General features: G+C 68.5%; 14 protein-coding genes and 1 pseudogene. 12 read left to right on the top strand and 3 right to left on the bottom strand.

Annotated elements, in window-relative coordinates; genetic code table 11:
* Positions 1-156: 156 nt before the first annotated feature.
* The 3 genes from hmpA to IBX53_RS11615 all read right to left on the bottom strand — a co-directional run bounded on the left by hmpA (position 157) and on the right by IBX53_RS11615 (position 3,090).
* Positions 157-1,326, bottom strand: a complete 1,170-nt coding sequence (gene hmpA / locus IBX53_RS11625; RefSeq protein ID WP_290909369.1) for an NO-inducible flavohemoprotein — start codon at positions 1,324-1,326, stop codon at positions 157-159.
* A 186-nt stretch (positions 1,327-1,512) separates the two neighbouring features.
* Positions 1,513-2,721 carry a cytochrome D1 domain-containing protein gene (locus IBX53_RS11620; RefSeq protein ID WP_290909367.1) on the bottom strand — a complete coding sequence of 403 codons (1,209 nt, stop codon included), beginning with the start codon at positions 2,719-2,721 and terminating at the stop codon, positions 1,513-1,515.
* 18 nt (positions 2,722-2,739) lie between these two features.
* Positions 2,740-3,090 carry a cytochrome c gene (locus IBX53_RS11615; protein ID WP_290909365.1) on the bottom strand — a complete coding sequence of 117 codons (351 nt, stop codon included), beginning with the start codon at positions 3,088-3,090 and terminating at the stop codon, positions 2,740-2,742.
* 235 nt (positions 3,091-3,325) lie between these two features.
* On the opposite strand from IBX53_RS11615, the gene IBX53_RS11610 reads away from it, so the two are divergent.
* From IBX53_RS11610 to IBX53_RS11550, 12 genes and pseudogenes are all read left to right on the top strand, one after another.
* Positions 3,326-3,799, top strand: coding sequence for an Lrp/AsnC family transcriptional regulator (locus IBX53_RS11610; RefSeq protein WP_290909363.1), 474 nt, complete (start codon positions 3,326-3,328; stop codon positions 3,797-3,799).
* Positions 3,796-4,314: an AsnC family protein gene (locus tag IBX53_RS11605; protein WP_290909361.1), complete on the top strand. Its 519-nt coding sequence runs from the start codon at positions 3,796-3,798 to the stop codon at positions 4,312-4,314. Before IBX53_RS11610 ends, IBX53_RS11605 begins: the two co-directional genes overlap by 4 nt.
* Complete coding sequence (locus tag IBX53_RS11600) at positions 4,311-4,814, top strand: AsnC family transcriptional regulator (RefSeq protein ID WP_290909359.1); 504 nt, start codon at positions 4,311-4,313, stop codon at positions 4,812-4,814. Before IBX53_RS11605 ends, IBX53_RS11600 begins: the two co-directional genes overlap by 4 nt.
* Complete coding sequence (locus IBX53_RS11595) at positions 4,789-5,337, top strand: Lrp/AsnC family transcriptional regulator (protein ID WP_290909357.1); 549 nt, start codon at positions 4,789-4,791, stop codon at positions 5,335-5,337. The genes IBX53_RS11600 and IBX53_RS11595 overlap by 26 nt, the downstream gene beginning before the upstream one ends.
* 3 nt (positions 5,338-5,340) lie before the next feature.
* On the top strand, positions 5,341-6,540 hold the full coding sequence (gene nirJ, locus IBX53_RS11590; RefSeq protein ID WP_290909355.1) for a heme d1 biosynthesis radical SAM protein NirJ: 1,200 nt from the start codon (positions 5,341-5,343) through the stop codon (positions 6,538-6,540).
* Between the two features lie 45 nt (positions 6,541-6,585).
* Positions 6,586-7,452, top strand: coding sequence for a uroporphyrinogen-III C-methyltransferase (gene cobA / locus IBX53_RS11585; RefSeq protein ID WP_290909353.1), 867 nt, complete (start codon positions 6,586-6,588; stop codon positions 7,450-7,452).
* A pseudogene (locus IBX53_RS16265) lies at positions 7,449-8,983 on the top strand (cytochrome D1 domain-containing protein). Before cobA ends, IBX53_RS16265 begins: the two are co-directional and overlap by 4 nt.
* Positions 8,984-9,084: 101 nt before the next feature.
* Entirely contained in the window at positions 9,085-10,281 is a 1,197-nt protein-coding gene (locus IBX53_RS11570; protein ID WP_290909347.1) for an NnrS family protein, read from the top strand.
* 19 nt (positions 10,282-10,300) lie between these two features.
* A complete protein-coding gene (locus IBX53_RS11565; protein ID WP_290909345.1) occupies positions 10,301-10,708 on the top strand; it encodes a SirB2 family protein in 408 nt (135 codons plus the stop codon).
* A 66-nt stretch (positions 10,709-10,774) separates the two neighbouring features.
* Positions 10,775-11,092 carry a carboxymuconolactone decarboxylase family protein gene (locus tag IBX53_RS11560; RefSeq protein WP_290909343.1) on the top strand — a complete coding sequence of 106 codons (318 nt, stop codon included), beginning with the start codon at positions 10,775-10,777 and terminating at the stop codon, positions 11,090-11,092.
* Between the two features lie 223 nt (positions 11,093-11,315).
* The gene (locus IBX53_RS11555; RefSeq protein WP_290909340.1) at positions 11,316-11,762 is read left to right on the top strand and encodes a c-type cytochrome; all 447 of its coding nucleotides are present in this window, start codon (positions 11,316-11,318) and stop codon (positions 11,760-11,762) included.
* A gap of 50 nt (positions 11,763-11,812) precedes the next feature.
* Positions 11,813-13,159 carry a cbb3-type cytochrome c oxidase subunit I gene (locus IBX53_RS11550; protein ID WP_290909339.1) on the top strand — a complete coding sequence of 449 codons (1,347 nt, stop codon included), beginning with the start codon at positions 11,813-11,815 and terminating at the stop codon, positions 13,157-13,159.
* The last annotated feature ends 27 nt before the right edge of the window (positions 13,160-13,186 follow it).

Here is a 13,186-nt window from a genome sequence, read left to right as displayed (position 1 = left end):
CGATGTTGTGGTCGCGAAATACCCGGGTGGCGCCGGGCAGGGTCAGGGCGGTGCGACCGACGGTCTGTTCGATCAGGCTCATGGTGACGTCCTCCTGGGGTGGGTAAAACGCTTCAGTTCAGGTGGCAGACGGCGCCCGGGGCAACGACGACGGATTCAGGCGGCGTCGAGGGGGCGCGAGGGGCCGAAGTGCTCGTGGTGGCGGCGCTCGGCCGGCACGCCCAGCTCGGCCAGGGCCCGGTCGACGGCGCTCATGAAGCCCTGGGGGCCCACGGTGTAGCAGCGTGCGTCCTCCGGCAGCAGCCTGGCCAGCAGCGCGCGATCGATGCGGCCCACATGGTCGGCCGCCTCGCCGCGCTCGTGGACGGTCACCGTGTGCAGCCGTTCCGGGTGGGCCTCGGCCAGGGCCGCGACCTCGTCGCGGAAGGCGTGGTGCTCGGCATCCAGGGCGGCGTGCAGGTAGACCACGCGGCGCCCCTGGGCCAGCGCCTGGCGGGCCAGGGGCAGCATCGGCGTCTGGCCGACCCCGCCGGAGGCCAGCAGCAGCGGCTCGTCACCCTCGGCCAGGGTCAGGTCGCCGGCCGGCGGCAGCAGCTCCAGCGTGTCGCCGAGTGCCATGGCGTCGTGCAGGTGGCGGCTGGCGCGTCCCTGGGGCTCGCGCTTGATGGAAATCCGGTAGGTGCGGCCGTTGGGCACAGCGGAGAGACTGTAGTGGCGATAGATCGGCTCGCCGTCGAGGGTGAGCTGGACGCCGATGTACTGGCCGGGGGCATGCTCGGCCACCGGTCCGCCGTCCGCGGGCGCCAGCACGAAGGAGCGGATCATGGCGCTTTCCTGCCGGGTCTCGGCGATGCGGAAGGTGCGGGTGCCGCGCCAGCCGCCGGGGCGCTGCTCGAACTCCCGATAGCGGTCCTCCTCCAGCTCGATCAGCAGGCCGGCCAGCTCCTCGTAGAGGCCGCTCCAGGCGGCGGCGACTTCCGGCGTCACGGCGTCGCCCAGCACCTCGCCGATGGCCGCCATCAGGCATTCGCCGACGATGGGGTAGTGCTCGGGGCGGATGTCCAGGGAGACGTGCTTGCTGACCACCGTGGCCAGGGTCTCGCGCACCTTCTCGCGGTCCTGGCGCAGCTGCACGTAGGCCAGCACGGCGCCGGCCAGGGCTCTCGGCTGGCCGCCATCGACCTGGTGGGCCTCGTTGAACAGCGGCTTCACCTCGGGGTAGCGCTCGAACATCAGCGGGTAGAAGCGCCGGGTGATGGCATCGAGGTGCTCGGCGACGGTGGGGGCGGTGGCTGCGATCAGGGCTTCCTGGGCAGGGGTCAGCATGGCTGGCTCCTCTTTTTAGTAGTCGTTCGTCGGGGGGTGTTTTTTAAGATGCATGTAAAATACATCTTAAAAGTGTCACTGTCATGGGGCGAATTGTCGCCCCCCCGGGAAAAGGAGAAGGTGCGCTCGGAAACGGGCCGGGCCATGGCTGGCCCGCCCCGTGGGTGGTGCGAGTCCGCTATCGGCTCACAGCCCGATGCGATGGGCCCGGTGGGTGAAGAAGATGCCGCTGGGCGACTCCGCCGGCAGGCGGGCCAGCTCCTCGAAGGTGCGGGTGTCGTAGACGACCACGTGGCCGCTGTCCCGGGCGGAGATCCAGATGTGCTCGCCGCGGGGGGTGAACTCCTTGTGCAGGATCGACTCGCCGGGGGAGAGCGTCTCGATCACCTCAAGGGTGCGGGTATCGATCACCTGGACGCGGTCGTTGTTCGGGTGGGCGAAGGTGACCCACACCTGCCGCTCGTCGGGGCGGCTCATCACGAAGATCGGCTGGCCGTGCACCTCGATGCGCTCGGTGAGCGACCAGTCGCGGGTGTCGGCCACCAGCACCTCGTTGCGGCCCACGGCGGGGAAGAAGGCCTGGTCGCCGGCCATGGCCCAGCCCTCCAGGTGCGGCATCTTGTAGACCGGCAGACGCTCCTCGCCGCGGCCATAGTCGGGCAGGATGCGCTGCACGCCCTTCTCCGGGTGCCACAGGTCGAGCAGCGCCATGCCGTCCTCGCCGAACAGGCCGGCGATGTAGTAGCGCCCGTTGGCGGTGATCAGGGCGTCGTAGGGCATGCTGCCCACGTCGCGATAGCGGGTCACCTCGGGTTCCTCGGTGGACATGTCCAGGGTCCAGATCTCGCCGGCCTCGAACAGGCTGAAGACGAACATGTTGCCCGGCACGTCCACCACGCCCACCACCTTGGCCTGATCGGTGGTGCCGTCGGGTTTCTCGTAGGTGGCCGGCACATCGACGACCAGCTCCATGGTCTCGACGTCGAACACCTTCACGCCGCCCGGCTCGTAGTTGCCCACCGCCACGAAGCGGCCGTCCTGGGAGATGGCGCCGCCGATGCTGTTGCCGCCCTGGATGATGCGGCCGTCGATCTCGCCGGTGAGCAGGTCGAGCCGGGTCAGACCGCCGTCGCGGCCGAAGACGAAGGCGTGGCGGGCATCGCGGGTGAACTTCACCGAGGCGTGGGAGAGGTCGCCGAAGCCCTCGATGTGCCTGAGTACCCGCTTGTGGGTGGTATCGACCAGCGCCACGCTGCCGGTGGCGCGCTCGATCACCACGCCCAGATCGCCGGTGCCGCGCAGTTCCACGGCGGGCTCGGCCAGGGCGGGGCCGGCGGCCAGCAGCGACAGGGCGCCGGCGGCCAGCAGGGACTTGAAGGGGCGGTGCAACGGCATGGCGGTCTCCTCGGGGGATCAGTCGTCCAGAGTCTTCAGGCGGTTGTCGGTCTGCAGGTGCTCGGCGATCCAGCGCGCCTCCTCCTCGCTGAGCAGCGCCTCCCAGCCGGGCATGGCGGTACCGGGGATGCCGTGGCGGATGATGTGCGTCAGCGCCTCGGGGCTCAGCGTCTGCATGCGGTCCCGGGGCAGGGCGGGGCCCAGGCCGCCGCGCAGGGTCATGCCGTGGCAGGAGCCGCAGTCCTGGTAGAGCAGGGTCTCCAGGCGCTCGGGGTTCGGGGCGCCGGTGTCCCGGCTCTCCGCCTGGGCCACCTGGGGCAGCAGCCAGGCCAGGCCGACTAGCAGCAGGGGAAGGGCTCTCTTGGGCATGTCGGGGCTCGCAGGAGGTGGGGTGACGGATACCCGAGTCTCGCCGTCAGGGCGTCGCTCTGCGTTGATGAATATCAAGCCGCGGGCCGGTTGCGAAGGGGATCGGGTCATAAAAGGGCATTCCGCATGCCTCTTTTGACTTGCGTCAACCACCGCGGAGTTCTCCGCTTGCGGGGTTCGGCCTGCAGGTAAGATGCTCGAGAAAGGCATCTTAAAGCGCCACAAGGAGCGCCCCATGGTCACACTCGACGCCCTGGACCGCCAACTGATCGACGCCTACCAGCGCGGCCTGCCGGTCTGCGAGCGGCCCTTTGCCGCCATGGCGGCGCGCCTGGGCAGCAGCGAGGCGGAGGTGCTCGAGCGCCTGGCGCGCCTGGCACGCCTCGAGGTGCTCAGCCGAGTGGGGCCGGTGTTCGACCACGCCCGGGCCGGCGCCAGCCTGCTGGCCGCCGTGGCGGCTCCCGGGGCGGAGCGCGATGCCGTGGCGGAGGCGATCAACCGCGCCCCGGGCGTCAACCACAACTACCTGCGCGAGCACGATTTCAACCTCTGGTTCGTGATGACCGCGCCGGACGAGGAAGTCCTCGAGGCCCGACTCGATGCCCTGGAGGCGGAGCTCGAGCGCGAGATCCTGCGCCTGCCCATGCTCGAGGGGTTCCATATCGACCTCGGCTTCCCGATCCCCTGGCATGAACTGGAGGCGCCATGAACGCCCGACAGCCGGCTCCCGCCTGCGCAGAGCCCCTCGCCGAGCGCCGCCTGCGCGCCCTGGTCGAGCAGGGGCTGCCGCTGGTGCCGCGTCCCTGGCAGGCGCTGGCCGAGCGATGCGGCCTGAGCGAAGCGGAGGTGATGGCCTGCGTGCGCCGCTGGCAGGCCGAGGGGCTGGTCAAGCGCCTCGGCCTGGTGGTGCGCCACCGCGCCCTGGGCATCACCGCCAACGCCATGGTGGTGTGGGACGTGCCCGACGCCGAGGTGGCCGAGCTGGGCCGACGCCTGGCCGCCGAGCCCGTCGTCACCCTCTGCTACCGCCGGCCGCGGCGCCTGCCCGACTGGCCCTACAACCTGTTCTGCATGATCCACGGCACGCGTCGCGAGCGCGTGCTGGGCGCCCTCGACGAGATCGTCGAGCGCCAGGCGCTGCAGGCCATCCCCCACCGCGTGCTGTTCAGCCTCAAGGCCTACCGCCAGCACGGCGGCCGCTATACCGCCGAGGAGCGCCCATGACCGCCATGCCCGCCACCGCTACACACCAGCCCGCCACCGCTGGGCCGGCCGCCGAGCTGGACGCCGCCGACCGGCGTCTGATCAACCGCCTGCAGGATGGCCTGCCGCTGGTGGCGGCGCCCTATGCCGCCGTGGCCGCGGAGCTCGACCTCTCCGAGGGCGAGCTGCTCTACCGCCTGGAGCGACTGCTGGAGGCGGGGGTGCTCAGCCGCTTCGGCCCCATGTACCACGCCGAGCGCCTCGGCGGCGGCCTGACCCTGGCCGCCCTGGCGGTCCCGGAGCGGGACTTCGAGGCGGTCGTCGACGCGGTCAATGCCTTTCCCGAGGTGGCCCACAACTACCGCCGCGAGCACGCGCTCAACATGTGGTTCGTGCTGGCGACCGAGACGCCGGAGCGCATCCAGGAAGTGATCGCCGAGATCGAGGCGGCGACCGGCCTGCCCGTCTTCAACATGCCCAAGGAGGAGGAGTTCCATGTCCGTCTCCACCTGCCCGTCTGAGTCGCCCTCGCTGCTCGACGCCACCGATCGCGCCATCGTGCTGGCCACCCAGGCCGGCCTGCCCCTGGTGCCCGACCCCTGGGGGGCGGTGGGCCGCCCGCTCGGACTCGGCGCCGAGGAGGTGCGCGCTCGCCTGGCCCGCATGCAGGAGGTGGGCATCGTGCGCCGCATCGCGGCGGTGCCCAACCATTACCGGCTCGGCTACGTGGCCAACGGCATGACGGTGTGGGACGTGGACGACGCCCGGATCGTCCGCCTCGGCCGCGAGGTGGCGACCCTGCCCGGGGTCAGCCACTGCTACCGCCGCCCGCGCCACCTTCCCGACTGGCCCTACAACCTCTTTGCCATGCTCCACGGCCACACCCGGGAGGAGGTCGAACGCCAGGCCGAGGCGCTGCGCGCGCTGCTCGGCGAGGCCTGCCGCGACCACCGCATCCTCTACAGCTCCCGCATTCTCAAGAAGACCGGCCTGCGACTGGCCGGCCGACCCGGTGCCGGGCGAAAGCCCGAGCCCAGGAGGTAAGCCATGTTTCGCGTCACCCGCTATATCAAGAGCCTGATGGAGCCGACCCCCATCCCTCCCGCCCGCAAGCCGCCGGGGCCGGTGGTGATCTGGAACCTGATCCGACGCTGCAACCTCACCTGCAAGCACTGCTACACCACCTCGGCCGACATCGACTTCGCCGGCGAGCTCTCCAGCGCCGAGGCCCACGCCGTGCTCGACGACCTCAAGGAGTTCCGGGTGCCGGCGCTGATCCTCTCCGGCGGCGAGCCGCTGATGCGCCCGGACATCTTCGAGCTTTCGCGGCGCGCCCGGGAGCTGGGCATCTATACCGGGCTCTCCACCAACGGCACCCTGATCGACGAGTCCAACATCGACCAGATCGCCGCCATCGGCTACGACTACGTGGGCATCAGCATCGACGGCCTGGAGGCCACCCACGACGTCATCCGCCAGCGCCAGGGTGCCTTCCGCGAGTCCATGCACGCCGTGAAACTGTGCAAGGAGCGCGGCATCAAGGTGGGGCTGCGCTTCACCCTGACCCGTGAGAACTATGAGCAGCTCGGCGACATCCTGGCGCTGATCGAGGAGCACGACGTCGACAAGTTCTACCTCTCGCACCTCAACTACGGCGGCCGCGGCCGGCGCCACAGCAGGCAGGACGCCTGGTACCGCATGACCCGCGATGCCATGACCCGGCTCTTCGACCACTGCCGCGCCGAGCTCGAGCGCGGCGTGGAGCGTGAGTACGTCACCGGCAACAACGACGCCGACGGTCCCTTCCTGCTGATGTGGGCCCGGGAGCACTTCCCCGACCAGGCCGACGCCCTGCGCCAGCGGCTGGTCAACTGGGGCGGCAACGCCTCGGGCGAGCATATCGCCAACATCGACAACCTCGGCAACGTCCACCCGGATACCTTCTGGTGGGACCACGACCTTGGCAACGTCCGGGAGCGGCCCTTCTCCGAGATCTGGCGCGACACCAGCGACCCCCTGATGGTGGGCTTCCGCCAGCGGCCGCGGCCGCTCAAGGGGCGCTGCGCGGAGTGTCGTATCCTCGACATCTGCAACGGCAATACCCGGGTGCGGGCCTGGAAGGTGACCGGCGACCCCTGGGAAGAGGATCCCGGCTGCTACCTCACCAACGAGGAGATCGGCGCCAGTGCCGACGGCGAGCGGCGGGTGTCGGCACCCTACGAGGCCATCCAGGCCACCGAGCTCTGAACGTCGAGCGAGAATTCAGACCGTGATGCTCCGGGAGAGCGAGCCATGACAGCATTCCGACACAACCAGACCTGCCACTTCGGCCTCGACGAGGCGCCGCTGGCGCCGGGCGAGGTCGCCATCGTGGGCGCCGGCCCGGGCGACCCCGGCCTCCTGACCCTGCGTGCCCTGTCGCTGCTGCAGCAGGCCGACTGCCTGGTGTTCGATCGGCTGGTCTCCGCCGAGATCCTCGCCATGGCCAGGCCCGAGGCGCGCCGCTACTACGTGGGCAAGGCCTCGCGCTGCCACGCCCTGACCCAGGAGGAGACCAACGCCCTGCTGGTGCGCCTGGCCGGTGAGGGCCAGCGGGTGCTGCGCCTCAAGGGCGGCGACCCCTATATCTTCGGCCGCGGCGGCGAGGAGGCCGAGTACCTGATCGAGCACGGCATCGGCTTCCGGGTGGTGCCGGGCATCACCTCGGCCTCGGGCTGCTCCAGCTACGCCGGCTTTCCGCTGACCCATCGCGACTTCGCCCAGAGCGTCACCTTCGTCACCGGCCACTGCAAGGGCGACCGTGACCTGGCCCTCGACTGGGCGGCCCTGGCGGTGCCCCATCACACCACGGTGTTCTACATGGGCCTGGCCAACGCCGAGCTGATCTGCCGCGAGCTGCAGCGCCACGGCATGCCCGCCGAGACCCCGGTGGCCCTGGTGGAGCGCGGCACGACCCCGGAGCAGCGCCATGTGCTGGCGACCCTGGGCGATCTGGTCGAGGTGATCGAACGCGAGGCCTTCCGGCCGCCGACCCTGATCGTGGTGGGCGAGGTGGTCCGCCTGGCCGAGACCCTGGCGCCCGCCATGACCCGCCTGGCCCGCGAGCCCGTCGACGCCATCGATTCCCTGGCGCGCGGGATGGGGAGGGTGGCGCTGTGAGACACGCCGTGACGATTCTGCGCACCCTGCTGCTGGGCGGCCTGCTGGCCGTCCCCGCCCTGTCGGCCCTGGCCGACACGCCCGATGCCAACGTGCTCTACAACCATCACTGCGCGATCTGCCACGGCGTCAGCCGGCTGGGCGGCATCGGCCCGGCGCTGCTCCCCGACAACCTCTTGCGGCTCAAAGCCGACGAGGCGATCTCGGTGATTCGGGACGGCCGCCCGGCCACCCAGATGCCCGCCTACCGCGAACTGCTCTCGGAGGAGGAGGTCGCGGCCCTGGCCGAGTGGATCTTCACGCCGCCGGAGCACGAGCCCCGCTGGGAGGAGGCCGATATCCTCGCCAGCCACGAGCTTTCCCACCCCTACGGCAGCCTGCCCGACGCCCCGGTGTTCGAGGTCGAGGACCTCAAGAACCTCTTCCTGGTGGTGGAGATCGGCGACCACCACGTCAGCCTGCTGGACGGCGACACCTTCGAGCGCATCACCCGCTTCCCCAGCCGCTATGCGCTGCACGGCGGACCCAAGTACAGCCCGGATGGCCGCTACGTCTACTTCGGCTCCCGGGACGGCTGGGTGACCAAGTACGACATCTACAACCTGGCGGTGACCGCCGAGGTGCGCGCCGGCATCAACATGCGCAACATCGCCGTCTCGCCGATGGCCGCTACGTGCTGGCGGGCAACTACCTGCCCCACAGCCTGGTGCTGCTCGATGCCCGCGACCTCGAGCTGATCGCGGTGATCCCGGTGGAGGGCCTCCATGGCGAGTCCTCGCGGGTCAGCGCCGTCTATACCGCCCCGCCCCGCAACAGCTTCGTGGCGGCCCTGCGCGACATTCCCGAGGTGTGGGAGATCCGCTGGCCAGAGGAGCGCGCCGAGGGCGACGAGGCCATCGTCGGCGACTTCGCCCTGCACCGCATGGAGGCCCCCGACTACCTGGACGACTTCTTCTTCGACCAGGAGTACCGCTACATCGTGGGGGCGGCCCGCGGCGGCCAGGGCGGCCAGGTCTTCGACATGGACGAGGAGCGCAAGGTGGCCGACCTTCCCCTGGAGGGCATGCCGCACCTGGGCGCCGGCATCACCTGGGAGCTGGACGGCCGCCGGGTGATGGCGATTCCCCACATCGACAAGGGGCAGGTCTCGGTGTTCGACATGAGCGACTGGTCCCTGATCACCCATATCGAGACCGATGGTCCCGGCTTCTTCATGCGCAGCCACGAGAACTCCCCCTACGCCTGGGTTGACGTCTTCTTCGGCCCCCACCATGACCGTATCCACGTCATCGACAAGCAGTCGCTGGAGATCGTCGAGACGCTGATCCCGGAACCGGGCAAGACCGCCGCCCACGTGGAGTTCGACCGCCGCGGCGAGACCCTGCTGCTGAGCATCTGGGACGACGACGGCTACCTGCTGTGGCTCGACGCCACTACCCTGGAGGGGCTGGGCCGCATGCCCATGAAGCGCCCCTCCGGCAAGTACAATGTCTGGAACAAGACCCAGTACGAGGAGGGCACCAGCCATTGATCGGTCAGGATAAGAAGCATTCTTGATACCTGTCATGGCCCCGGAGCCTCCGAGCCAGGCACAATGGGTCAGATCCAAGTGCAACCCTCGGGACAGCTGCCATGACGTCACCCCAACCCGAGCCGGCCGGCATCCCCGTCGCCCGGCTCGCCTTCCGCCCCTTCTTCCTGCTGGCCTCGCTGTTCAGCGTGCTGGCCATGGTGGTGTGGTTCGCCTTCTGGCACGGCGATATCCTGCTGCGCCCCCACGGCGGGCTGATGTGGTGGCACCAGCACGAGATGATCTTCGGCTTCGGTGCCGCCGTGGTGGTGGGTTTCCTGCTCACCGCGGTGCAGAACTGGACCGGTCGGCGCAGCCTGCATGGCTGGCCACTGCTGGGGCTGGTCGGCGTCTGGCTCCTCGCCCGCCTGCTGATCGCCTTCCCCATGGGGTTGCCCTCCGGGCTGCTGATGGCCATCGACCTGGCCTTCCTGCTCCTGTCGGCACTGGCCATGGGCCGTCTGGTGGTCGATGCGCGCCAGTGGCACAACCTGATCTTCGTGCCGCTCCTCCTGCTGATGGCGGTAGCCAACCTGGCCATGCATCTTGGGGTGATGCGCGGCCAGCTGCCGCCGATCCGCGAGGGCGGCTACCTGGGGGTGCTGCTGATCGCTACCCTGATGGTGCTGCTGGGCGGTCGGGTCATTCCCTTCTTCACCTCACTCAAGCTGGGGCGTCCAAAGCCTGCCGCCTGGCCGATGCTCGAGCGCCTCTCGTTGTGGTCCATCTACGCGGTGGTGCTGCTGCAACTGGCGGTGGTGCTGGGCACCGAGCTGCCGGCGGGCCTGCTGGGCTGGGTAATGCTGGTGGCGGCTGCCGCCAACGCCGTGCGTCTGGCACGCTGGGAGGGGTGGCGCGCCCTGCACGAGCCGCTGTTGTGGGGGCTGCACCTGAGCTACGCCTTCATCGTGGTGGGGCTGGTGATGTGGGCCCTGGCCCAGACCGGGGTGTTCCGGGTCGAGCTGGCGCTGCATGCCCTGGCCATCGGCGGCATCGCCTCCATGATGCTGGCGATGATGTCCCGGGTGGCGCTGGGCCATACCGGCCGCGAGATCCGCACCCTGCCCGGCATCGGCGTGGCGCTGGTGCTGATGTTCGCCGGCGCCCTGCTGCGCTCGCCGGTGCTGGCGATGTTTCCCCAGATCACCCACTGGACCTACAACCTCAGCATCGTCTTCTGGTGCATCGCCTACCTGATCTTCCTGTTCCACTACACGCTGCCGCTGCTGACTACTCGTGCGGACGGCAAGGACGGCTAGGCTTCCAGCGAGGTTCGAGATGATCGAGCACTACTTCCTGATCAAGCACCTGCATATCACCACCGCGACCCTGAGCCTGCTGTTCTTCATGGTGCGGGCCTGGTGGTCGGTGCGCGAGTCGCCCTGGCTCAAGCGCCGCTGGGTGAGGGTGCTGCCCCATGTCAACGACACCCTGCTGCTGAGCCTGGGCGTGCTGCTGATGGTGATGCTCGGGATGTGGCCCCAGCACCACCCCTGGCTGGCCGCCAAGCTGATCGCCCTGCTGCTCTACATCGGCCTGGGCACCCTGGCGATCAAGCGCGGGCGCAGCCCCGCGGTGCGCGGGGTCGCGGCCCTGGCGGCGGTGGTCACCTTCGCCTACATGCTGGGGGCGGCGATCCGCCATGATCCGCTCTCCTGGCTGGCGGCTGGCTCAGGCGCGGCATGACGCGGAGCGTCGAGGCTCCCTATACTGGGGCGGAGTGTCCGATAACCACCGACAAGGAGTGACTTCATGAACCCGCAGGATCTTCCCTCCGGCGCCGGCAAGGTCGCCGAGCAGTTTCCCGAGGTGTGGGACGCCTATGCCGCCCTGGGCAAGGCGTGCGCCGAGGCGGGCCCCCTGGATGCCCGTACCCGCCGCCTGGTCAAGCTGGCGCTGGCCGTGGGTGCGCGCTCCGAGGGGGCGGTGCACTCCCATGCTCGCCGCGGCCTGGAGGAGGGTGAGTCTCCCGAGGCGCTGAAGCAGGTGGCCATGCTGGCGATCCCGACCCTGGGCCTGCCCACCGGCGTGGCCGCCCTGACCTGGATCGAGGATCTTACCGAGAAGTGATCCCCTGGCCGGCAGTGCGCTGCCGGCCCTGCCTATCCCGCCGCGTCTGGCAAGGCTTGCCAAAGTGATTCGGCCCTCTTCCTATTGACCCTCGTCAAAGTCATGGACGCACCCTCGCTGCTACTCTTTAACATGCATAGAGAATGCATATTAAGGGGGCGGAGGCGGTCGGCACCAACGGTCGTCTTCCACAAGAAGACAGACTAGCAAGGGGGTATGGTCCATGACCGAAGGCCTGACAAAGGCAGCGGCCCGCAACATCTTCTATGGCGGGTCGCTGTTCTTCTTCCTGGTGTTTGCCGCGCTGACGGCTCACAGCCACTACTACATCGTCAACACCTCGACCCAGCCGCTCACGGACTCCGTGCGGCAGGGGAAGCACGTCTGGGAGCAGCACAACTGCATCAACTGTCACACCATCCTCGGTGAAGGCTCCTACTTCGCGCCGGAGATCGGCAACGTCTGGACTCGCTACGGCGGCCACCAGAATCCCGAGGGCGCCCGCATGGCATTGGCGGCCTGGATGCGCGCCCAGCCCACCGGTGCACCGGGTCGTCGCCAGATGCCCTACTTCGAGATCAACGACGAGGAGATGCAGTCCCTGATCGACTTCTTCGAGTGGACCGACGCCATCGACACCCAGGGCTGGCCGCCTCATCCGGCCGGTTGATCCGGACCCCATGAACCTACCGGATTCCCGAACCCAGGAGAGCCGCACCGATGAAATATGAAACGCAGAAGGTGGCCCTGCCATTCTTCATGGTCGCGATGGCGCTGTTCGCGCTGCAGATCGTCTTCGGTCTCGCCGCCGCCGCCGCTTATGTCTGGCCTCACTTCATGTCCGAGGCCATGCCCTTCAACATCACCCGTACCAGCCACACCAACCTGCTGATCGTCTGGCTGCTGATCGGCTTCATGGGCTGCACCTACTACCTGATGCCCGAGGAGGCCGAGAACGAGATCTACAGCCCCAATCTTGCCTACCTGCAGTTGGGCCTGTTTGCCATCGCCGGCGCCGGCGCCCTGATCAGCTACCAGTTCGGTATCCACGAGGGGCGCCACTACCTCGAGCAGCCGCTCTGGTCGAAGCTCCTGATCACGATCTCGTTCCTGATGTTCCTGTTCAATACCAGCCTGACCCTGCTCAAGGGGCGCAAGACGGCCATCAACATGGTGCTGATGCTGGGCCTCTGGCTGGCCGCGGTATTCTGGCTCTTCGCCTTCTACAACCCCGATAACCTGGCGCTGGACAAGCTGTGGTGGTGGTGGATCGTCCACATCTGGGTGGAAGGCGTATGGGAGCTGATCATGGCCTCCCTGCTCGGCTACCTGCTGATCAAGATGACCGGGGTCGACCGCGAGATCATCGAGAAGTGGCTCTACGTCATCGTCGGCCTGGCGCTCTTCTCCGGCCTGCTGGGTACCGGTCACCACTACTACTGGATCGGCACTCCGGGCTACTGGCAGCCCATCGGCAGCATCTTCTCCACCCTGGAGGTGATCCCCTTCTTCGCCATGGTGGTGTTCGCCTTCTACATGTTCTGGAAGGGCAACCGCAACCATCCCAACAAGGCCGCCATGCTGTGGACCATGGGCAGCGCCGCCGTGGCCTTCTTCGGCGCCGGCGTATGGGGCTTCATGCACACCCTGTCGTGGATCAACTACTACACCCACGGCACCCAGATCACCGCGGCCCACGGCCACCTGGCCTTCTATGGCGCCTATGTGATGCTGGTGCTGGGCGTCATCACCTACGCCATGCCGCAACTGCGCCGCGTGCAGCCCTACAACCAGGTGCTCAACATGTGGTCCTTCTGGATCATGACCTCTGCCATGTGGTTCATGACCTTCACCCTGACCTTCGCGGGCGTCGTCCAGACCCACCTGCAGCGGGTGCTGGGCATGAACTTCATGCAGATCCAGGATCAGCTCGATCTGTTCTACGTGTTCCGCTTCGGCACCGGCATCTTCGTCGGCCTCGCCGCGGTGATGTTCATCTACTCGGTCTTCGGACCGGCGCGCGAGCAGGTGCCTGCCACCAGCAAGCCGCTGGCCGCCACCGAGTAATGCCCACGGCGGGCCGCGACCCCCGGA

Origin of the sequence: Halomonas sp., assembly GCF_014859505.1 — a bacterium.
GTDB lineage: Bacteria > Pseudomonadota > Gammaproteobacteria > Pseudomonadales > Halomonadaceae > Halomonas.
The sequence above is the reverse complement of the archived record's forward strand: the minus strand, read 5'-3'. Positions and strand labels throughout refer to the sequence as shown.

What these genes read in the sequence shown, in the direction of transcription:
- hmpA (WP_290909369.1), bottom strand. Translation starts at nt 1,326, where the DNA reads ATGCTGACCCCTGCCCAGGAAGCCCTGATCGCAGCCACCGCCCCCACC.
- IBX53_RS11620 (WP_290909367.1), bottom strand. Translation starts at nt 2,721, where the DNA reads ATGCCGTTGCACCGCCCCTTCAAGTCCCTGCTGGCCGCCGGCGCCCTG.
- IBX53_RS11615 (WP_290909365.1), bottom strand. Translation starts at nt 3,090, where the DNA reads ATGCCCAAGAGAGCCCTTCCCCTGCTGCTAGTCGGCCTGGCCTGGCTG.
- IBX53_RS11610 (WP_290909363.1), top strand. Translation starts at nt 3,326, where the DNA reads ATGGTCACACTCGACGCCCTGGACCGCCAACTGATCGACGCCTACCAG.
- IBX53_RS11605 (WP_290909361.1), top strand. Translation starts at nt 3,796, where the DNA reads ATGAACGCCCGACAGCCGGCTCCCGCCTGCGCAGAGCCCCTCGCCGAG.
- IBX53_RS11600 (WP_290909359.1), top strand. Translation starts at nt 4,311, where the DNA reads ATGACCGCCATGCCCGCCACCGCTACACACCAGCCCGCCACCGCTGGG.
- IBX53_RS11595 (WP_290909357.1), top strand. Translation starts at nt 4,789, where the DNA reads ATGTCCGTCTCCACCTGCCCGTCTGAGTCGCCCTCGCTGCTCGACGCC.
- nirJ (WP_290909355.1), top strand. Translation starts at nt 5,341, where the DNA reads ATGTTTCGCGTCACCCGCTATATCAAGAGCCTGATGGAGCCGACCCCC.
- cobA (WP_290909353.1), top strand. Translation starts at nt 6,586, where the DNA reads ATGACAGCATTCCGACACAACCAGACCTGCCACTTCGGCCTCGACGAG.
- IBX53_RS11570 (WP_290909347.1), top strand. Translation starts at nt 9,085, where the DNA reads ATGACGTCACCCCAACCCGAGCCGGCCGGCATCCCCGTCGCCCGGCTC.
- IBX53_RS11565 (WP_290909345.1), top strand. Translation starts at nt 10,301, where the DNA reads ATGATCGAGCACTACTTCCTGATCAAGCACCTGCATATCACCACCGCG.
- IBX53_RS11560 (WP_290909343.1), top strand. Translation starts at nt 10,775, where the DNA reads ATGAACCCGCAGGATCTTCCCTCCGGCGCCGGCAAGGTCGCCGAGCAG.
- IBX53_RS11555 (WP_290909340.1), top strand. Translation starts at nt 11,316, where the DNA reads ATGACCGAAGGCCTGACAAAGGCAGCGGCCCGCAACATCTTCTATGGC.
- IBX53_RS11550 (WP_290909339.1), top strand. Translation starts at nt 11,813, where the DNA reads ATGAAATATGAAACGCAGAAGGTGGCCCTGCCATTCTTCATGGTCGCG.